General features: G+C 51.5%; 21 protein-coding genes and 1 pseudogene. 11 read left to right on the plus strand and 11 right to left on the minus strand.

The genetic code is table 11. The features are described from left to right. Positions 1 to 9 precede the first annotated feature (9 nt). Positions 10 to 1167, plus strand: a complete 1158-nt coding sequence (locus KHQ09_RS02495; RefSeq protein WP_213596076.1) for an Mrp/NBP35 family ATP-binding protein — start codon at positions 10 to 12, stop codon at positions 1165 to 1167. A 49-nt stretch (positions 1168 to 1216) separates the two neighbouring features. Here the strand turns inward: KHQ09_RS02495 and KHQ09_RS02500 are convergent, their stop codons facing one another. Then, entirely contained in the window at positions 1217 to 2848 is a 1632-nt protein-coding gene (locus KHQ09_RS02500; protein ID WP_213596078.1) for an alpha-D-glucose phosphate-specific phosphoglucomutase, read from the minus strand. Positions 2849 to 3007: 159 nt separating this feature from the next. Continuing rightward, a complete protein-coding gene (locus KHQ09_RS02505) occupies positions 3008 to 4267 on the minus strand; it encodes an ROK family transcriptional regulator (RefSeq protein WP_213596080.1) in 1260 nt (419 codons plus the stop codon). A 311-nt stretch (positions 4268 to 4578) separates the two neighbouring features. Here KHQ09_RS02505 and KHQ09_RS02510 point away from each other — a divergent pair, with 311 nt between their 5' ends. The 8 genes and pseudogenes from KHQ09_RS02510 to trhA all read left to right on the plus strand — a co-directional run bounded on the left by KHQ09_RS02510 (position 4579) and on the right by trhA (position 11268). Continuing rightward, positions 4579 to 5601 carry a substrate-binding domain-containing protein gene (locus KHQ09_RS02510; RefSeq protein WP_213596082.1) on the plus strand — a complete coding sequence of 341 codons (1023 nt, stop codon included), beginning with the start codon at positions 4579 to 4581 and terminating at the stop codon, positions 5599 to 5601. Between the two features lie 82 nt (positions 5602 to 5683). Then, the gene (locus tag KHQ09_RS02515; RefSeq protein WP_213596084.1) at positions 5684 to 6781 is read left to right on the plus strand and encodes an ABC transporter permease; all 1098 of its coding nucleotides are present in this window, start codon (positions 5684 to 5686) and stop codon (positions 6779 to 6781) included. Next, positions 6778 to 7566 (plus strand): ATP-binding cassette domain-containing protein, encoded by a 789-nt coding sequence (locus KHQ09_RS02520; protein ID WP_022710214.1) that lies wholly within the window; start codon positions 6778 to 6780, stop codon positions 7564 to 7566. The genes KHQ09_RS02515 and KHQ09_RS02520 overlap by 4 nt, the downstream gene beginning before the upstream one ends. Beyond that, positions 7563 to 8207 (plus strand): nucleoside/nucleotide kinase family protein, encoded by a 645-nt coding sequence (locus KHQ09_RS02525; protein ID WP_213596086.1) that lies wholly within the window; start codon positions 7563 to 7565, stop codon positions 8205 to 8207. The genes KHQ09_RS02520 and KHQ09_RS02525 overlap by 4 nt, the downstream gene beginning before the upstream one ends. A gap of 60 nt (positions 8208 to 8267) precedes the next feature. Beyond that, positions 8268 to 8966, plus strand: coding sequence for a fumarylacetoacetate hydrolase family protein (locus KHQ09_RS02530; RefSeq protein ID WP_420801422.1), 699 nt, complete (start codon positions 8268 to 8270; stop codon positions 8964 to 8966). 234 nt (positions 8967 to 9200) lie between these two features. Continuing rightward, positions 9201 to 9389, plus strand: a complete 189-nt coding sequence (locus tag KHQ09_RS02535; RefSeq protein WP_028233459.1) for a hypothetical protein — start codon at positions 9201 to 9203, stop codon at positions 9387 to 9389. Continuing rightward, positions 9389 to 10285, plus strand: a pseudogene (locus KHQ09_RS02540) (transglycosylase SLT domain-containing protein); the annotation flags it as partial. The gene KHQ09_RS02535 and the pseudogene KHQ09_RS02540, both read left to right, overlap by 1 nt. Before the next feature lie 323 nt (positions 10286 to 10608). Next, on the plus strand, positions 10609 to 11268 hold the full coding sequence (trhA, locus tag KHQ09_RS02545; protein WP_213596090.1) for a PAQR family membrane homeostasis protein TrhA: 660 nt from the start codon (positions 10609 to 10611) through the stop codon (positions 11266 to 11268). 217 nt (positions 11269 to 11485) lie between these two features. Here trhA and KHQ09_RS02550 read toward each other — a convergent pair whose 3' ends face one another. Then, positions 11486 to 12706 carry an argininosuccinate synthase gene (locus KHQ09_RS02550; RefSeq protein ID WP_116087138.1) on the minus strand — a complete coding sequence of 407 codons (1221 nt, stop codon included), beginning with the start codon at positions 12704 to 12706 and terminating at the stop codon, positions 11486 to 11488. 219 nt (positions 12707 to 12925) lie between these two features. Between KHQ09_RS02550 and KHQ09_RS02555 the strand changes: the two genes are divergently transcribed. Next, entirely contained in the window at positions 12926 to 13585 is a 660-nt protein-coding gene (locus tag KHQ09_RS02555) for a LysE family translocator (protein ID WP_022710207.1), read from the plus strand. Positions 13586 to 13649: 64 nt separating this feature from the next. On the opposite strand, the gene KHQ09_RS02560 is transcribed toward KHQ09_RS02555, so the two are convergent. The 6 genes from KHQ09_RS02560 to KHQ09_RS02585 form a co-directional block, all read right to left on the minus strand. Beyond that, positions 13650 to 14120 carry a hypothetical protein gene (locus KHQ09_RS02560; protein WP_213596092.1) on the minus strand — a complete coding sequence of 157 codons (471 nt, stop codon included), beginning with the start codon at positions 14118 to 14120 and terminating at the stop codon, positions 13650 to 13652. 42 nt (positions 14121 to 14162) lie between these two features. Continuing rightward, positions 14163 to 14621 carry a hypothetical protein gene (locus KHQ09_RS02565; protein WP_213596094.1) on the minus strand — a complete coding sequence of 153 codons (459 nt, stop codon included), beginning with the start codon at positions 14619 to 14621 and terminating at the stop codon, positions 14163 to 14165. A gap of 196 nt (positions 14622 to 14817) precedes the next feature. Next, positions 14818 to 16056, minus strand: coding sequence for a dual-specificity RNA methyltransferase RlmN (gene rlmN, locus KHQ09_RS02570; protein ID WP_116086213.1), 1239 nt, complete (start codon positions 16054 to 16056; stop codon positions 14818 to 14820). 300 nt (positions 16057 to 16356) lie between these two features. Next, positions 16357 to 16860 carry an invasion associated locus B family protein gene (locus KHQ09_RS02575; RefSeq protein WP_022710204.1) on the minus strand — a complete coding sequence of 168 codons (504 nt, stop codon included), beginning with the start codon at positions 16858 to 16860 and terminating at the stop codon, positions 16357 to 16359. Positions 16861 to 17138: 278 nt separating this feature from the next. Then, entirely contained in the window at positions 17139 to 17531 is a 393-nt protein-coding gene (locus KHQ09_RS02580) for a YkvA family protein (RefSeq protein ID WP_213596096.1), read from the minus strand. 82 nt (positions 17532 to 17613) lie between these two features. Next, entirely contained in the window at positions 17614 to 17907 is a 294-nt protein-coding gene (locus KHQ09_RS02585) for a 4a-hydroxytetrahydrobiopterin dehydratase (protein WP_022710202.1), read from the minus strand. A gap of 238 nt (positions 17908 to 18145) precedes the next feature. Between KHQ09_RS02585 and KHQ09_RS02590 the strand changes: the two genes are divergently transcribed. Further along, positions 18146 to 18637 carry a low molecular weight protein-tyrosine-phosphatase gene (locus KHQ09_RS02590; RefSeq protein WP_213596098.1) on the plus strand — a complete coding sequence of 164 codons (492 nt, stop codon included), beginning with the start codon at positions 18146 to 18148 and terminating at the stop codon, positions 18635 to 18637. A gap of 116 nt (positions 18638 to 18753) precedes the next feature. Here the strand turns inward: KHQ09_RS02590 and thpR are convergent, their stop codons facing one another. Both thpR and KHQ09_RS02600 read right to left on the minus strand, forming a co-directional pair. Then, positions 18754 to 19374: an RNA 2',3'-cyclic phosphodiesterase gene (gene thpR, locus KHQ09_RS02595; RefSeq protein WP_022710200.1), complete on the minus strand. Its 621-nt coding sequence runs from the start codon at positions 19372 to 19374 to the stop codon at positions 18754 to 18756. Positions 19375 to 19676: 302 nt separating this feature from the next. Continuing rightward, positions 19677 to 20342 (minus strand): arylesterase, encoded by a 666-nt coding sequence (locus KHQ09_RS02600; RefSeq protein WP_213596100.1) that lies wholly within the window; start codon positions 20340 to 20342, stop codon positions 19677 to 19679. Positions 20343 to 20394 lie beyond the last annotated feature (52 nt).

A 20394-nucleotide genomic window follows, 5' to 3' on the forward strand; every position in this document is an offset into this window, starting at 1 on the left:
GTATGAGGCATGTCACAGGTCACCAAAGATGTGGTGCTGGCTCAGCTGAAACAGGTCACTGGACCGGATTTCGAAGGTGATATTGTCAGCCTCGGACTGGTGTCCGATATTTTTATCGCTGATAATAAAGTGTTTTTCTCCATTACTGTGCCGTCTGACCGTGCGCAGGCGATGGAGCCGCTGCGTCTGCGGGCGGAAAAACTGGTGAAAGAAATTCCGGGTGTTGCCGGTGCGCTGGTCACACTGACCGCCGAGCGCAAAGGCGGCCGCACCAGCGATGATGCTCCTCCGCCAAGCCGCCCTCAGCCCGCTGCTCAGGCGCGTCCGGCTGCACATACTCATGCCGCGTCGCAGCCACAGGCAAAACCGGGTATTCCGGGTGTTGGCAAGATTATCGCCGTGGCTTCCGGCAAAGGCGGTGTCGGTAAATCCACGACTTCGGTGAATATTGCGCTCGGGCTTCAGGCACTGGGGCTGAAAGTCGGTATTCTTGATGCCGATATTTACGGGCCGTCGATGCCGCGCCTTCTCGGTATTTCCGGTCGTCCGGAAACGGTCAATGGCCGGATCATGAAACCGATGAGCAATTACGGCCTCAAAGTCATGTCGATGGGCTTTCTGGTGGAAGAAGAAACCCCGATGATCTGGCGCGGCCCGATGGTAATGTCGGCGCTTAATCAGATGATGCGTGAAGTGGAGTGGGGCAATCTCGATGTGATGGTTGTCGACATGCCTCCGGGCACCGGCGATGCTCAGCTGACCATGGCGCAGCAGGTGCCGCTGGCCGGTGCGGTGATCGTTTCCACCCCGCAGGATCTAGCGCTGATTGATGCCCGTAAAGGGTTGAATATGTTCGCCAAGGTCAATGTGCCGCTGCTCGGTATTGTTGAGAATATGAGCTATTTCATCGCTCCGGATACCGGCAAGCGTTATGATATTTTCGGACATGGCGGAGCGCAGCGCGAAGCTGAACGGCTCAATGTGCCTTTCCTCGGCGCAGTGCCGCTGGATATGCAGATACGCGAATTGTCCGATGCCGGTATGCCGATCACGGTGAAAGAGCCGGACAGCCCGCATGCGCAAATTTATCGTGAGATTGCCGAAAAAGCCTGGGCGCAGGTGAGCGGCGGTTCATCCCGCGCAGCACCGAAGATCGTTTTTGAATAACAGATGATGAAATTGAAAAAGGCCTGCAATGCAGGCCTTTTTTGTTGGGTCAGGTAATGACGCTTGGTTTTTCGCGGCCGGTATAATGCGTGATCTCTGTGAGTTCTGCAGCGGCTGCGATCAGCGGGGTCAGGGCAGACTGGGTTTCCAGATCATGCTTGCTGCTGTCAGCCTCATAGCGTTCCAGATAGATGCGGATGGTTGCACCGGCTGTACCGGTGCCGGACAGGCGCACCACAAGACGGGAACCGCCGGCAAAGAGAATGCGGATGCCCTGATGCTTGCTTACTGAATGATCGACCGGATCATGATAAGCAAAATCATCGGCAGTTTCCACAACCATACCCTGCACGGTCTTGCCTTTAAGATCAGGCAGTTTGGCGCGCAATGCATCCATCAGCGCATTGGCACCATCCGAGGCGACTTCTTCGTAATCATGGCGTGAATAATAATTGCGGCCATAGGTCTGCCAGTGCTCATGCATAATCTCGGCGACCGATTGTTTGCGCACTGCCAGAATGTTCAGCCATAGCAGCACAGCCCACAATCCGTCTTTTTCACGCACATGGTCAGAGCCGGTTCCCGCACTTTCCTCACCGCAAATGGTGACAAGACCGGTATCCAGCAGATTGCCGAAGAACTTCCAGCCGGTTGGTGTTTCATGCATGCCGATCTTCAGTTTTTCCGCCACGCGGTCTGCGGCACAACTGGTCGGCATGGAGCGGGCAATACCGGCAATGCCTTTGCTATAGGCCGGAGCCAGATGCGCATTGGCCGCAAGCACGGCCAGAGAATCCGACGGGGCAATATACATGCCCTTGCCGATAATCAGATTGCGGTCGCCGTCCCCATCTGATGCTGCACCGAAATCCGGCGCATTGGCCGACATCAGCTCTTCATAAAGCTCATGGGCATAGACGATATTCGGATCAGGATGATGGCCGCCAAAATCTTCCAAAGGCACGGCATTGAAAACGCTGCCCGCTTTTGCGCCGAGCCGGTTTTCAAAAATCTCTGTGGCATAAGGGCCGGTCACGGCATGCATGGCGTCAAAACGCATGGTGAAACCGGATTGCAGCAGGGTACGGATCGCCTGAAAATCGAACAGGCTCTCCATCAAGGCGGCGTAATCTTTCACCGGATCAATGATTTCCACCACCGTGTCGCCGATCTGATGCGAGCCAAGTGTATCAATGTCGATATCGGCGCAATCGGCAATCTTATAGGATGTGATGGTTTTGGAGTTGGCGAACATCGCTTCGGTCAGTTTTTCCGGAGCAGGGCCGCCATTACTGATATTGAATTTGATGCCGAAATCACCCTGAGGTCCGCCGGCATTATGGCTGGCCGAGAGAATAATACCGCCAAAGGCTTTATTCTTCCGGATGAGATTGGAAGCTGCAGGCGTCGAGGTAATGCCGCCAAGACCGACCAGAATACGGCCAAAACCATTTGCAGCAGCAATTTTGATCGTGCTCTGGATGACCTTGCGATTGAGATAGCGTCCGTCACCGCCGAGCACGAGTGTCTTGCCCTGAAAATCTTCCAGACTGTCAAAGATCGACTGGATGAAGTTCTCCGCATAATGTTCCTGAGCAAAGACAGTCACTTTTTTGCGCAAGCCCGAAGTGCCCGGCTTCTGATCTGTAAAAGCTGTGGTGCTGATAGTTTTAAAAGTCATGATCTGGCTTTGTCCTGACAATAACGGCTCTCGCAAAAGATAAATGCATGTGGAATGAACAAGTTGCATTCATGACGGATATTATAGGCAGTCCTGTGAAGCCGAAGTAAATGATTTCACATAAATAGCGGTTTATTGTTCAACTTTGGTAAGACGGGTTTATTGTATGTGTTTAAAAAGAACATTTTGATCAAAGAGATAGCGGCTGAAGATTGGCAGCCGCGCTGCCCCCAGTGCTTTGGCATGAACACCAACTGTGCCCTCTTCAATCACCGGCGGGATGATTCCCTGTAAATTAAGCCTGCCGATTTCACTCCGTGTAGTTTCAACAATCTTGGCGCGTAAATTTTCCGGCATCCAGCCGTCAATAATGGCAGCAGGAAAATCAATCACGCTGGCGGCTGATGAAATGGCATGGGCAAGGCTGCGCGCGGTCAGCAATACCCATTCATCAAGTACAGGGTTGAAAATTTCCCAATTATCCGGCGCCGCCCAGAGTGGAGCCGTGTTTATATTTTGCTGTTTGAGACTGCGCTCCAATATGAACAGAGATGCGGTATCAATCAGCTGGGCAGGACGGCTGATCTGGCCTGCCGTGGTGACGAAACCGTTGCCCATCGGCATGGAGCCCAGTGCGCCGGCATTACCGCTGCGTCCGGCATAAAGCGTATTGTTGAGCACAACGCCGCCGCCGATAAATGAGCCGATGAAAAAATAGACATAATCCGCATAGTCCGGCCCTGAACCGAAGGTCAGTTCCGCGCCGCAGGCGGCGGTGGCATCATTCTGGATCAGAACGGGAAAAGGCAGTTTCAGGCTCAGTGCTTCGCAAATATCCGTGCTTTGCCAGGCTTGCAAATCCGCAGGCGGCGCGCCTACTTCCTCCACCCAGTTCCAGAGTTCAAACGGCATGGCAATGCCGAGACCGGCGATGCGAGTTTGCTGGAAAGGCGTGAGCTGCGCCGTGAATTGCTCAATAGCCGAAAGCGTGAAATGCAGAATATTATCCGGCACCGGCCACAGATAGGTCTGGTGCATACGTGCGCGGATCGTGCCGGTAAAATCAACCAGAACCAGTTCTGCACTGCGACGCCCGATCTTCAGGCCAAAGGAAAACACGCCGTCAGGATTGAGCATCATCGGCTGGCTTGGCTGGCCTACGCGTCCGCGCTGTTTCTCGCCGCTTAGCAATAATCCGTCCTGCTCAAGATTGCGGATGATGACGGACACGGTTTGCGCTGACAGGCCGGTTAGTCTGGCAATATCTGCCCGCGGCATGGCGCCGTGACGGCGCACAACGGAAAGGATCAGCCTTTCATTATAGGCGCGCATGCCGGTCTGGTCAGAGCCGCGGCTGGTTGTGGCAGGGTCAATAGGGGCGCCTTGCGGATAGTGCATCGGGTGTCCTGTAAGGAGCATTCGGGATAAAGAGCTGGAATAAGAGAATTATTTTTGAAGTAAAGCCTGCGCAGACAGTTTTTGTCATCACGCTGATCTTAGACTGACATAGCGAATTAATAAATCAAGTGGATTTATTAATTGACAGGACTGAAAACCCGTGTTTCCATGATCACGCTTGCACATATTTCTGGGGGCAATAAATTTGCTCTTTCATGAAATCGCAGCGCAGAGGCGGCGGAAGAGGGCGCCTGAGACAATTGATTTGGCTGGTTCAGCTACGCAGTTCAGAGTTCGGACTGATCGTAGAAAAATGACTCTGGGAGGAGTTCATGAGAAAAACTATTCTTACCTCTGCTTTTGCCCTTCTGGCATTGGGCGTTGCGGGTGCGGGAGCGCAGGCGGCTGAAGTGACGGCTTGCGTGATTACCAAAACAGATACCAATCCGTTCTTTGTAAAAATCAAAGAAGGCGCGACTGCCAAATCCAAGGAACTTGGCATCAATCTGAAATCCTATGCGGGTAAAATTGACGGCGATACGGAAAGTCAGATTGCAGCAGTGGAAACCTGTATTGCCGATGGTGCAAAAGGTATTCTCATCACCGCTTCCGACACTAAAGGCATTGTTCCTGTACTGAAACAGGCGCGTGATGCTGGTATGCTGGTGATCGCACTGGATACACCGCTGGAACCGGCTGATGCAGCGGATGCAACTTTCGCAACAGACAATTTTCTGGCCGGTGAACTGGTCGGCAAATGGGCTGCAGGGCGTCTGGGTGATAAAGCCAAAGATGCCAAAGTTGCTTTCCTGAACCTTACCGCCATGCAGCCGAGTGTTGACGTGCTGCGCGATCAGGGCTTTGCCACAGGTTTCGGTATTGATCCGAAAAACAAGGATGTGCTCGGCGATGAGGATGATCCGCGTATTGCCGGTCGCGATCTGACCGACGGTAATGAAGAGGGCGGCCGCCGCGCCATGGAAAATCTTCTGCAAAAAGACCCGAATATCAATGTGGTACACACCATTAACGAACCTGCGGCTGCCGGTGCCTATGAGGCGCTGAAAGCTGTTGGCCGCGAAAAAGATGTGATGATTGTTTCCATCGATGGCGGCTGCCCGGGTGTGAAAAATGTGGCTGATGGCGTGATCGGCGCAACAGCGCAGCAATATCCGATGCAGATGGCAATACTTGGCATTGAGGCAATTAAAAAATTTGCTGATACCGGTGAAAAGCCGAAGCCGACAGATGGCAAGACCTTTGTTGATACCGGCGTGATGCTGGTAACCGATCAGCCTGTTGAAGGTGTTGAATCCATCGACACCAAAGAAGGTCTGGCGAAGTGCTGGGGCTGATCCCTGTGTCCTTCCATTAAAAAATCAACCGGCGTGATCTTCATGCCGGTTCCTTTTCAGGCTGCAGTAACCGGAAGCACCTATGACAGAAACCACGCAAAATCATGAAACGGAAGTCAAGCGCACCCCGCAGGATTTTGAAAAGGTTCTGGTGAACAGCGCTTCCGGTGTCGCCAGTTTTGAGAATGAGGATCGCAGTCTGCTCTACAGAATGCGTGTGATCCTGCATCACAATCCGGCAGCCGTACCGCTGATCGTTTTGGTGCTGTCACTGGCGATTTTTGCTGTTCTGGTCGGATCAAAATTTTTCTCCGCTTTTGCGCTGACACTCATTTTGCAGCAAGTTGCCATTACCGGCATCATTGCTTCCGCGCAGACACTTGTCATTCTGACGGCCGGTATTGATCTGTCTGTCGGCGCTATCATGGTGCTGTCTTCGGTGGTGATGGGGCAGTTCACTTTCCGCTATGGTCTGCCGCCCGAACTTTCCATCCTGTGCGGTTTTGCAGTCGGCGCTTTTTGCGGTTTTCTTAATGGCTGGTTCGTGGCCTATTGGAAATTGCCGCCTTTCATCGTCACGCTTGGTATGTGGCAAATCGTGCTGGCGACCAATTTTCTCTATTCCGCCAATGAAACCATCCGTGCGCAGGAAATCACCGAAAAAGTGCCGATATTGCAGTTTTTTGGAAATAATATCCGCTTCGGCGGTGCGGTCTTTACCTATGGTGTGATTGCCATGGTGCTGCTGGTTCTGGTTCTCTGGTATGTGCTCAATCATACGGCATGGGGGCGGCATGTTTATGCGATCGGCGATGATCCCGAAGCGGCACAGCTTTCCGGTGTACGTGTCAAACCGGTTCTGATGTCTGTCTATATTCTGGCTGGTCTGATCTGTGCACTGGCCGGTTGGGCGATGATCGGGCGTCTCGGTTCCGTTTCACCAACAGCGGGACAATTTGCGAATATTGAATCCATTACGGCTGTGGTGATTGGCGGGATTTCCCTGTTCGGTGGTCGCGGTTCCATTCTCGGCACATTGTTTGGTGCATTGATTGTCGGTGTGTTTTCGCTGGGGCTGCGCCTGTGGGGAACCGATCCGCAATGGACCTATCTGCTGATTGGTGTCCTGATTATCGTTGCGGTCGCAATCGACCAGTGGATCAGAAAGGCTGCGGCATGAAACAGTCAGTTCAGCCGGTTTTATCGGCAAAAGGCCTCGTCAAACGCTATGGCCGTGTTACGGCACTGGATCATGCAGATTTTGATCTCTATCCGGGTGAAGTTTTGGCGGTTATCGGCGATAACGGTGCAGGAAAGTCTTCACTGATTAAAGCGCTGTCCGGTGCGATCCAGCCGGATGAAGGTGAGATTTTCCTTGACGGCCAACCGGTGAGCTTCCGTTCACCGATCGCTGCACGGGCAGCAGGCATTGAAACTGTTTATCAAAATCTGGCTTTGTCGCCTGCTTTGTCGATTGCCAATAATATGTTTCTGGGGCGCGAATTGCGCAAACCCGGACTGATGGGCAGTGTGTTTCGTCAGCTCGACCACAAGAAAATGGAGCAGATCGCCCGCGATAAGCTTTCAGAACTCGGACTGATGACCATCCAGAATATTTCGCAAGCGGTGGAAACACTTTCCGGCGGTCAGCGTCAGGGCGTGGCGGTGGCGCGTGCGGCGGCTTTTGGTTCCAAAGTGGTGATTATGGATGAGCCGACAGCGGCGTTAGGGGTTAAAGAATCCCGCCGTGTGCTTGATCTTATTCAGGAGGTGAAATCGCGCGGTCTGCCGATTGTTCTGATCTCCCATAATATGCCCCATGTATTTGAAGTGGCGGATCGTGTGCATGTGCACAGGCTGGGCAAAAGACTGGCGGTGATTAATCCCCGTCAATGTTCTATGTCTGATGCCGTGGCGCTGATGACCGGCGCATTGACCCCGACTGATGAGATGCTGGCTGCATGATGCCTGAAACACCTGTGATAAAGCGTGAAGCGCTGGCTGCGGAAATTCTGGCGCGGGCAGAGGGGCGGGAGCGTCTGATTGTTGCGATTGCCGGAGCGCCTGCCGCGGGAAAATCCACGCTGGCGGAGGCATTGTGTCAGGAGATCAATGCTTTATCCGCCGCTCAGCCATCTGTTGTCGTGCCGATGGACGGGTTTCATTATGATAATGCCATTCTGGATGCGCGTGGTTACAGGGCGCGTAAAGGCGCACCGCATAGTTTTGATGCGGATGGCTTTCGGGCGCTGTTGTCCCGTTTGAAATCGGAAACCGGTGATATTGCGATTCCGGTTTTTGACCGCTCAATGGATCTGGCACGTGCGGGGGCTGCCATGGTCACAGCGCAGCATCAGATTTTACTGGTCGAGGGTAATTATCTGCTGCTGGATCAGCCGGTCTGGTGCGATTTGCGCCAATATTTTGATCTGAGTATTTTCTTGCAAGTGCCGCTTCCGGTTTTGGAACAGCGGCTTATTCAGCGCTGGCTGGATCATGGTGCGGATTATGAAGCAGCCAGAACGCGTGCGCTTGCCAATGATATTCCCAATGCGCAAACCGTGACAGAACAGTCCCGTGAGGCAGACTTTATCTTGCAGGATTGAAACTTTCCTGTAGGCTCGGGCACATTCGGAATTTAACAGCCAGAATTTACCAGTAAGAGAATGCCCATGTCTGAAACGCTGATCTTTCCTGCCCGCCCGCCGGTAACCTTGCCGATTGAGGGGAGCGATCAGCGCTTTCCTGTTCGCCGTATTTATTGTGTGGGCCGCAATTATGCAGACCATGCGCGGGAAATGGGGCATGACCCGGATCGTGAACCACCATTTTTCTTCCAGAAAAATCCGGATAATCTGGTGACAGATGGCGGCAGTTTTCCTTATCCGCCGCTGTCCAATGACGTGCATCATGAAATTGAGCTGGTTGTTGCCCTTCATAAAGGCGGAAAAAACATTCCGGCAGCACAGGCCAATGAGCATATTTACGGTTATGCTGTCGGGCTGGATATGACACGGCGCGACATGCAGGGTCAGGCTAAAAAACAGGGGCGTCCTTGGGAGACTGCCAAAGCGTTTGAACATTCCGCTCCTTGTTCTGCATTGGTGCCTGCAAGCCGTATCGGTCATCCGCAGGATGGGGCTATCTGGCTGAAAATTAATGGTAAAACTGTCCAAAAAGGCGACATCAATCAGTTGATCTGGTCCGTGCCGGAAACCATTGCAATTCTTTCCACACTCTATGAATTACAGGCCGGAGATCTGATCTTTACCGGTACACCTGCGGGTGTCGGCGCTGTTGCACGGGGCGATATTCTGGAGGGCGGCGTTGACGCTATCGGACATCTGACAACAAAAGTTGTCTGACCCTTTTGGCGCGGATTGCATTTTACGGCTGGTCTCACGGGCGGAATCTCTGTAAATATTTCATCAACCATGAGATGGAATCCTCAATCTTCGGGATTCTATGACGATTTCTACTGCATGAGCGATACAGTTTCCGGTTGCGTTTAATCAATGCATTCTGCTGTGTCGCTTCTTACGTTTGTCGGGCGGCGGTTCGTTCTGCCTGCAAGCGAAGACAACGAAAAGGATCGCCCGATGGCATTCGAAGAGATCAAGGCGGAAATCGCTTTACTGTTTGAGCAGATGGTCAACCAGCCGGAAGACATGCATGAACTGGCTGAGTCCATTCGTGAGAAGCTCAATGCGATGAGAGCCAGTGGTCTGCCATTGCCGGAAGATCTGGTTGAACTCGAAAAACGTCTTAACAACGAAACGGGTGCCTGATGCGATTTTCAGCTCTGGCTCTCCGTTCTGCTGTTCTGCTCTCCGGTGTTGTGGCTTTGTCGGCCTGTACCACCACCAATAATTCAAAAACTGCCCCCAATTCGGCAACAACTCAGGCTGTTGATGTTGCCGTGGCTGATATGGCGACAGCCGTCGGAGCGCCTGCAGAGGCTGCTTCTATCGACGCTAATCCTGATGGCAGCGCAAAAGGTGCTACAATCGCAGCTTCTGCCTATGCGGCAGAAAAGGGCAATGCTGCACTGGTCGCCGCACTGGCCGTGACAGATGCAGGCGATCCGGTTTTGCCGGCATCCGTGCCGACACCGGCATTCCGTCAGACCGCAACAGAGGCTTTGATTGCAACGGCAACACCATCTCTGGCAACCGGTGCGCATAATACACCGGGTGAAGTGAAATATACCGGCGTTACCAAATCCGGCACGGCGAACCATCTGGTCGAGCAGCGCGCTGAGATCGCGGCAGACAGCAAGCCGGAACTGCATAATCTAATCGGCCAATATGCGGCAGCCTATCAGGTGCCGGAGCGTCTGGTGCACCGCGTGGTGCAGCGTGAAAGCCGTTATAATCCTGTTGCCCGTAATGGTCCGTATTTCGGCCTGATGCAGATCAGCCATGCCACGGCACGCGGTATGGGCTATGATGGCAGCCCGCAGGGACTGCTCAATGCCAATACCAATCTGCGCTATGCGGTAAAATATCTGGCCGGTGCCTATAAAGTTGCCGGTGGCAATGAAACGCAGGCCGTCAAATTCTATGCCCGCGGTTATTATTATGATGCCAAGCGCAAAGGTCTGCTGGAAGAAACCGGTCTGCGCAAAGGCCCGAACTCCATCCGCACCGCTTTTATTGAGCCGGGCAAAGCTACAGAAGCCGCAAAGGCTGTGACAGCCGCAGCAACCGGCAATGTTGTTGATGTGGCGCAAACCGATCCTATGGTCACGCAGTCTGTTGCTAAATCTGCAAAAACATCGCGTGTGCAGCCGAACAGACGGGATTTCAGCACCCGCTGATCTGAAAATTTGCAAGTTTTAAAACCGCCTGTTTCTCTTATGAAGCAGGCGGTTTTTTATTGTCTGCAGCTCTGATCGGGTAATTTTACAGGCAGGTCATTTTGTCGTCATGAATCTATAATCATTCTGACGCATACTCATTTTGACCTCGCTTTTTATCATCACCCCGAAATTGTGCAGGCGGCACCATGAACCAGATTTTACAAAAGGCCGAAGCCTCCGTTGCACGTCTCTATGACAAGGCGGAATTATGGGCGGATGGCATCGTCCATGTTGTGGGCGTGGCTCTGGCTGTTGGCGGCGCAGCCGTGATGCTGTGGTATTTTGCAGGGCAGATTTCACCGGTGATTTATATTTCCGCGCTGATCTATGTGCTGAGTCTCGTGTCTGCCCTGACGATTTCTGCAATTTATAATATCTGGCCGGTCTCACCGGTGAAGCAGTTTCTGCGCCGCTTCGATCACTCCATGATTTATGTGCTGATTGCCGGAACCTATACGCCTTTCATCATGAAAATGGGTGAGGGAGCAGGTTGGCATTTGGGGCTGGTCTGGTTAATTGCGTTTTGTGGTATTGCACTGAAGCTGACAATGCCCGGCCGTTTTGACCGCTTGGCAATCCTGCTCTATCTGGCGCTCGGATGGAGCGGTGTGTTGATCTATGATCAGCTGTTGCAGTTCCTGCCCCTGCAAGTGGTAGTACTGATCGCCGCCGGTGGGATTATTTATTCACTCGGCGTTATTTTCCACGTCTGGGAACGCCTGCGTTTCCAGAACGCAATCTGGCACGGCTTTGTCGTGGCGGGAGCGGCGCTCCATTACAGTGCTGTCTTTCTCGCCGTCCACTAGATTTCTTAGAATTTCGGCTCTGGCGGTCTGCAAATGGCAATTTCCTCCGATCCGGTGCTCATGTACCTTAAGGTACATTCCGCTCCGGTTCTCGAAAATCACCATTTTCGCCACGCCATAACCAAAATCCGCGCCGCGTTTGTGATGCCAAAAGATAAATAAAAAAACAGCCGGATCGCTCCGGCTGTTTTGCTGTTTCAGTCTTTAGTTGGCTTGATTAGCCGCGGTTGCGGGCAGCCAGTGTGCGCAGACGCAGTGCATTAAGCTTGATAAAGCCCGCTGCATCTTTCTGGTCATAAGCGCCGTGATCATCTTCAAATGTCACCAGCTTGTCAGAATAAAGCGACTTGTCGCTCTCACGGCCGGTCACAATCACATTGCCCTTATAGAGCTTCAGTGTCACTTCACCTTCTACATGACGCTGGCTGTGGTCGATCGCCGCCTGCAGCATTTCGCGTTCCGGCGAGAACCAGAAGCCGTAATAGATCAGTTCCGCATAGCGTGGCATCAGTTCATCTTTAAGATGTGCTGCGCCGCGATCCAGCGTAATGCTTTCAATCGCGCGGTGTGCTGCCAGCAGGATAGTGCCGCCCGGTGTTTCATAAACGCCGCGGGACTTCATGCCAACGAAACGGTTTTCAACGAGGTCAAGACGACCAATACCATTGTCACGGCCGTAATCATTGAGTGCAGCCAGCAGGGTTGCAGGCGACATGCGCACGCCGTTGATCGAAACCGCATCACCGCGCTCAAAGCCGACTTTAATGATGGTTGGCTTGTCCGGTGCAGCTTCCGGTGAAATTGTGCGCATATGCACATATTCAGGCGCTTCAACAGCCGGATCTTCCAGTACTTTACCTTCCGAGGAAGAGTGCAGCAGGTTGGCGTCGACGGAGAACGGTGCTTCGCCCATCTTGTCTTTTGCCACAGGAATCTGGTGCTTTTCAGCAAAATCGAGCAGGTCTGTACGGCTCTTGAACGACCAGTCGCGCCACGGAGCGATAATCTTGATATCCGGATTCAGTGCATAAGCCGACAGTTCGAAACGAACCTGATCGTTACCCTTGCCGGTTGCACCGTGAGCAATTGCATCAGCACCGGTTTTCTTGGCAATTTCGATGAGGTGCTTGGAGATCAGCGGACGGGCAATCGAAGTGCCGAGCAGGTAAACGCCTTCATAAACTGCATTGGCGCGGAACATCGGGAAAACGAAATCGCGGACGAATTCTTCACGGACATCTTCAACGAAGATTTCTTTGATACCGAGCATTTCAGCTTTTTTGCGTGCCGGTTCCAGTTCTTCACCCTGACCGAGATCAGCAGTGAAAGTCACAACCTCAGCACCGAGCTCGGTCTGCAGCCATTTCAGAATGATAGAAGTATCGAGACCGCCGGAATAAGCGAGCACGACTTTTTTAACGTCTTTCCAGTTGTTCATTTTATGCATCCAGTACGAGCCGGTACGGCATCTGAGTGTTTTTCGCTTTGCAGCGATGAAATTCTGATATTTCTTTTATCATCTCAATAGTGTGAAGCAAGCCGTCTTAATGGCACAGTCGTGAGATTGTTAAATTTTAGATATGCCCGTGTAAATCCGGTTCCGCAGAAACAAATTCTGCGTTAGTTTGGCCAAACTTAACCGCTTCGGGGCGCATGCATGTCATTCTTAAATTCTCTGACTTTTATTCCGGACTGGCCGGTTCTGGTTCAGTTCGCTATTGCGACATTTATCCTGTCGATCACACCGGGCCCGGATATGACACTGTTTGTTGGTCGTGCCTTATCTGAAGGGAAGGCAGCAGGTTTTGCCTGCCTTGCGGGAGCTTCCAGCGGCATCGTCATCCATACCACAATGGTGGCGATTGGTTTGTCTGCGCTGATTATTGCGTCGCCAAGTGCCTTCTGGGTGCTGAAAGTTGTTGGTGCCGGATATCTGGTGTTTTTGGCTATTCAGGCGCTGCGTAAAGGTTCTGCCTTTTCGCCAGAAAAAAGCAGCGGCAAAAAACATACGTTGTTTCAAAACTGGGCAACGGGTTTAGGGATTAATCTGCTCAACCCGAAGATCATTCTGTTCAACATGACCTTCCTGCCGCAATTCGTGTCAGCGCATGATCCGCATGCACCGGGGAAACTGTTCTTCCTCGGGCTGTCTTTCATCCCGCTCAGCCTGCCGGTAGTGGTGCCAATGATTTTGGCGGCAGATAAATTTGCTGGACTCCTGAAGAAAAATCCGACGGTCACACGCTGGGTGGATTATGTTTTTGCGGGTGTGTTCTCAGTTTTTGCGCTGAAAATTCTGCTGGCTGAAGGCAAATAATTTATAGCATGTCTCCCAAAAGCGGATGCCGGTTTTGGAGTAAAGACATACGTGAAAAGAAAAACTATTTGGTTTCCGGTGTTTCTTTGCCGGAAACCAGATTGCTCCAGCGCCCGGCTACCAGCCAGTAGGTAAAGCCGCCGATAATTCCTGCGGCTGCGCAGCTCATCATCATCATGGCTTCGTCAGCATTTTTCACATCGGGCTGAAAACCTGCCACGAAGAGAATAATACCGGCTGCCAAACCACAGAGACTGTAAAACAGGCTGTCGCGTTTGTTGAAATATTCACCGATAGCAATAGCTGCAAGTGCAGGCCAGAAGGCGAGATAACCGATAATCATCGCCATGAATGGTGTGGCAACGAACAGTCCCGCGCCGAAGCCATATTCAAAACCATCATTGATGATATCCGGCAGCATGCCGATTGTGGAGATCAGCATAATATTCAGAAAAAGACCCGCAGCCAGAACAGCACAGCCATAGCCAAAAATGATGACTGTGAACCGGCCGATCAGTTGCAGGCTTTTATCCATGTTGAATGTATCTTTGATTGAATTGAAGGTTGTTTCTTTAAATTATAGTGTATTATTATACTCTCGTTGTGATGGAATATTTGTCCATCGACCTGCAATCATCCAGTATGTTAGGCCACCAATAAAACCACTGAATAAAATTTTTGCTAAAATGGCGATTATACTGTCGCCTTGATTTCCAGCATCTGAGTAAGCTGCATAAAGAAACAGGTTCATGGTAATTGCAGCTAAAATGTAAAATAATTTATCTCTTCTTGAGAATACTTCTCCAAGCGCGACAATAAGCAATGCTGGAAGAATTGTATATGGCCAAGTAACGTAGCTGTAAAATACTGAAATTAATGCAATTCCTAAAAGTCCTAAAATATTATTCCCTCCCATAGAAGGGTTTATAAAGATAACATTTATAAATCCTAATGAGCCAACTGCAGCAGATACGGCAAGAAAATATCCTGTAAGTATTACGAAAATACGTGCAGTTAAATTCGTTATGGTGATCATTTTGCATCCGTTTTACATGGAAATAAGCGGAATTTTTTAGTGCAAGGTTACTTTAATTAACTAATATTAGATTTACATTGCATCGCAGCGTAAAATTATGCATGTAACTATATACTTCCAGAGTGATTAATAGTTTGTTCTATCAAGTTCACTCTGGAATTGTTTTTCGGGATGTATTGAATAGGTAGGGTGCCGTTTAATCTTCACCGTGATTGGCGATCATCATAGCTTCCAGCGCCAGACGATCAGTTTTACGCATCCGTTCGGATTCCGATTTCAGCTGACCGCAGGCGGCGAGAATATCGCGGCCGCGCGGTGTGCGGATCGGAGAGGCATAGCCTGCCGCATTCACATAATCGGCAAAGCGTTCAATCTGTTCCCAGTCGGAGCACTGGTAGTTGGTGCCCGGCCACGGATTGAACGGAATAAGATTGATTTTAGCCGGAATACCTTTGAGCAGCTGCACCAGTTTCTTGGCATCTTCCAGACTGTCATTGACGTCCTTCAGCATCACATATTCAAAGGTGATGCGCTTGGCATTGGACAGACCCGGATAAGCGCGGCAGGCTTTGATCAGTTCTTCCAGCGGGTATTTCTTATTGATCGGCACCAGCATATCACGCAGATCATCGCGCACGGCATGAAGCGAGATCGCCAGCATCACGCCGATTTCTTCGCCGGTGCGATAGATTTCAGGCACAACACCGGAAGTGGAGAGCGTAATACGGCGCTTGGACAGGGACAGGCCATCGCCATCGGAGGCGATGAGCAGTGCCTTTTTCACTTCTTCAAAATTATAGAGTGGTTCGCCCATCCCCATCATCACGATATTCGTGATCTTGCGGCCTTCCGCAGGCACAATCGCACCATCCGGTGTGTTGGTTTCAGGGAAATCGCCGAGACGGTCACGGGCGGTGAGCAGCTGCGAGAGGATTTCTTCTGAAGTCAGATTGCGTACCAGCTTCTGTGTGCCGGTATGGCAGAAAGAGCAGGTGAGGGTGCAGCCGACCTGAGAGGAAATACACAGCGTGCCGCGGCCTTCTTCAGGAATGTAAACACATTCGATTTCAACCGGACGTCCCGCGCCGCGTGGCGGAAAGCGGAACAGCCATTTGCGTGTACCGTCGGTGGAAATCTGTTCTTCCACAACCTCCGGACGGGCAATGGTGAAATGCTCGGTCAAAGCGCTGCGCAGGTCTTTGGAGATATTCGCCATATCGGCAAAGTCTGAAACACCGCGCACATAGAGCCAGTGCCAGAGCTGCGCGACGCGCATTTTGATCTGTTTGGCCGGAATGCCGATTTCCAGCAAGGCCTCACCCAGCTCCTCACGGGAAAGACCGATCAGTGTCGGCTTTGGTGCCAGCATTGCACGGGCATTGGCGGCCAGTGCATCACGGGTCTGAGGCGTGGTAAGGTCATAAGAAATAGACATCGGTTTTACTTAAGGCTCACAATTGCATAGCCGCATCAGAAGGACAAAAGCCCTGATTGGAAACTGATAAAGCGGCATTGTTGCATGATTTAATGGGGGCGTTTTTCGCGATGAGATCCGCAAGAATACCCTGAAGTGCGGCCTCATAGCACGGAAATGGCGCTGCGTCACGCTTTTATCAAGGGTTATGATTTGCGACTTTTTGTATGCATCGCCGGAATGCAAAAAAGCCGGACATAAATCCGGCTTTTAAACTTTTCAGATTTTACCCGCTTTAGCGGCATTTCTGACCAGCCCGCTTTAGCGGCACTTTTGAATCGCAGCGAGCGCTGCGGAAATGCCTTTCAGGGAATAGGTATATGTGGTTTTTGTACCACGCTTTGATGCAGCATTTACAACCATATCCGCACCGCCGCGCATGGCAGCAATCAGCTTTGGTTCTTCTGCGGCATTTTCCATCCAACCGGATTTACCATTGGTGAACATATTAAAGCGCGCATTGCCGATGGTGACGGTCACTTTAGAATTGGCCTGCAATTCATAACCGGCCATAAATTGCGGCTCAAATGATACGTTCTGGCCTGGCTTCTGGCTGACGAGGAAGAAATTATCTCCGTGGTCTACAGATGCAGGCTGCTTCTGGGTCGGGACGGACAGGACATAACATACTTTACCGTTGCCCGACTGATAGCTGTATGCGCCCCAGGCGTTGAACTGGCTGATCTGGCTCGGCGACTGGGCAAGCGCACTGCCTGCCATAGCCATTGTGAACACAGAAGCCGCGACGATCGATTTTCCAAGCATAGGTCCTACCGGTTCTCTTTCGTTTTGCTTCAAACTCAAAATCCGGGAAACATGCTGTTTAAGGCACGTCCCGTTTGTTTGTCTTAATTTGACTTAATCTGGGTTACCAAACCGTGAAGTTTTGAGGCAAAAGAGAGGTTTTTCTGAAGAATATGCAGAAATTCTCACTCACTTGCCCTTATGCGTGACTTCAGCATCAGGAAAACGGCGATAGTTTGTTCTCGGGTTTTTTGATTCTGTATTCTTTGAAATCAGCGATTTGTGCAGACGGACAGAGGTCAGTGCTCCTGCGGTTCCGCGTCAGGGTTCTGATTTAAGGACTGTCGCGCGGCAGCATAATGCGCCGGTGTAATATGCCGGCGTACTGAGGCCAGCGCCGCCATTAAGACAGCCATATCGTCGGTGAAGCCGATGCCGACCAGAAGATCCGGTACAAAATCAAAAGGCAGCACGAAATAAGCAAGTGCGGCAAGCAAAGTGGCACGCACACGGGCAGGTGTTTTCGTGTCCAGCGCACAATAATAGGATGCGACCAGATCTTCTGTAAAAGGCACTTTGCCTGCGGTCTTTTTCAGGGTCTTCCAGAAATTTTTGCGCACACGTTGTGCACGGCTTTCCTGTTCGCGCTCTGAGCCCGGCTGCAAAATTTCACCTATTTTGACATCATCCATAGCAAATCCTCATTGGGAAAGAGATGGTGTGACCTGAGCGCCTTTACAAGATATCAGGAGTGTTGCCGGTACCGAAAACGGATCACCCAGCATAATCATTGATGAGTTGCGCCATGCGCATATCCAGCGCTGTCAGACCTTTGGCCGAATGGGTGGTGAGGGTAATTTCGACCTTATTATAGGTATTTGACCACTCCGGATGGTGGTCGAGTTTTTCTGCGGCCATGGCAATACGGGTCATAAAGGCAAAGGCTGCATTGAAATCGCGGAATTTGAAGTTTTTACGGATTGAGCCGTGATCTGCCGATAATTCCCAGCCGGACAAGCCGGACATGGCTGCTGAAATTTCTTCACGGGTGAGGGGTGTCCGGGACATGGCAAGCTCCTGAGACGGCCAAAAACGGGGATATGAGAACGGGGATATTAGCATAAAACCGGATTAAATTATCGTAACTTGTTTTTTGTACAGTTTCGGTTCATTTCACATTTTATATTGATGCTGTATCAGAGCAAATTCTGATCGGGTGCCAATCTTGATCCAATGATTGCACAGGCTGAAACACGCCCGCATCCGTTGCTTATAAGTCTTATAGTGTGAATGTCGGGGGGAATGTATGTCGCAGCCATTTTCGATACTTTTCATCTGTCTTGGTAATATTTGCCGTTCTCCTCTGGCTGAGGGTGTTATGCGCAACGTTTTGCAGGAACGCTTCCCGCAGCGGGAGTTTCTGATCGATTCCGCAGGGACCAACGGGTATCACACCGGAGAGGCGCCGGATGAGCGCTCTGTTGCTGTTGCGGCAAGAAACGGAATCGATATTTCCGCGCAACGCTGCCGTCAGCTTGGGGCTGCGGATTTCAATCGCTTTGACCTGATTTTGGGCATGGATCAGAATAATCTGATGACAATCAACCGTCTTGCACCAGCAGGCAGTTCTGCGGTGACAGGCTTGTTCACCGCAGTGGCACGGGATGGTTTTGAGGGCAATAGTGCTGATCGCGGAGAAGAAATCCCTGATCCGTATTATGGCGGAAACGCCGATTTCGAACGGGTTTACCGGATGGTTCGGGAAGCAGCCGAGGCACTGGCCGACCGACTTTCGTGAGGCATTGGCTGATAGACTGGCCTGATATAGAAGCGGCAGAGTAATCTGCCGCTTTTTTTGTTTCGCAGGATGCTGCATCCTACTCTGCAGCACTTTGTCTATTATGGTGCCGCATCTTACTCTGCCGCACCGGCACGAAACTGATAATGCAGAGGCGATGCTCCGTCTTCAAAGCCCGCATTAAATGAAGGCTTGCGCAGCGGCCACACTTCTTCCGTGACATAAGGCCCGCCGCCGGTGGATTCCTTCGACGACATCAGCACAAAACGGGTGACGTTGAACGGCAGCGTGGTGAAATTGCCCCGCTCCGAGAGATAGCGGGCAATCTGCATATCCGGCAGGCCTTTGAGCCGTGCCAATGTGACATGCGGGGTAAATTTGCGCGGGTCAGGCGGCAGCCGCAATCTCTGGCATATCCGTTCCATCTCTGCCTGCAAGGCCAACAGTTCAGGGGATGGCGTAACACCGGCATAAATACTATGCGGTTTTTTGGTGCCGAACACATCGACGCCGGTCAGTTGCAGCGTAAAGCCGGGCCGGTCAATCCGGTCAAGCGCGTGAACGATCTCATCGGCCACATGACCTTCGACATCGCCGATGAACCGTAATGTGATGTGATAATTTTCCGGATCAATCCAGCGGACAGAACCTTTGGGTCCGATAAGCCCGCCACGCAAAAGTGAGAGTGACAGGGCAGCATCCCGGGAGATTTCGAGGGCAGTGAAAAGGCGCGGCATAGCATCCTCCTCAATGGGATATGGTCTCAAATATGGTTCTTTCCAAACCAGCACCATTGATTTGCGGTCTGATCTGGAGCGGCTCTTCAACCTGCAAGTGAAGCAGCTTGTAAAGCCTTAACTGACAGCGAACCACCGATCTGCTCATTGCACAAGTGCTTTGTGAGATAAGCCCCAAAACTTTGTCTGATCATGTTAAGTTTTGCGGCTTTTTACCAGATCATGTGTTTCTGATTGAATAACTATCATACAGATTGTGTCAGGAAAATGAATCGCACTTGTTGATAATCCTCCCGGCAGGATCAGTTGAGATCAATTGATTCCTGATCCAGCATGGCCTTCACATCCGGCAGAATATTGGCAACCATGACCTTCACACCTTGCGGGTTCGGATGCATTCCGTCTTCCAGCAGCAGTTTTTTGTCGGCTGCCACACCGTCAAGAAAGAACGGGTAAAGTCTGACCTGATATTTGTCTGCGAGCTTCTGATAAAGCGGATTAAATTTGGCAGCATAATCGGCACCCATATTCGGCGGTGCAATCATACCGGCGAGTAACACCGGAATGCCGCGTTCCTTTAAACGCGCCAGCATGTGGTCGAGATTTTTCTCGGTCAGTTCAGGAGAAATGCCGCGCAGGGCATCATTCGCACCAAGCTCCAGAATAACCAGTTGCGCTTCATCCGGCACAGACCAGTCGAGGCGAGCCAGACCGCCGCTGGTGGTGTCGCCGGAAACACCGGCATTGGCAACTGCGGTTTTATAACCGGCTTCACTGAGTGCTGTCTGCAATTGGGCGGTAAAACCGTCGGTCTGCGCCAGCTGATATCCGGCCATCAAGCTGTCACCAAAGCCCACAATCTGCACCGTATCTGCAGCGCTTTCCTGTGCCTTTGCGGGTAATGAGACAGCCAAAGACAAACCTAGCAGCAAAGCCATGCCTGTAAGATGTATGAACCGCAATGCCATTGGTTTTTGATCCTGTCCGAGTTTCTTATTTGCATATGGCGAATATTCTGTA

This window comes from Pseudochrobactrum algeriensis, from assembly GCF_018436245.1.
Lineage (GTDB): Bacteria > Pseudomonadota > Alphaproteobacteria > Rhizobiales > Rhizobiaceae > Pseudochrobactrum > Pseudochrobactrum saccharolyticum.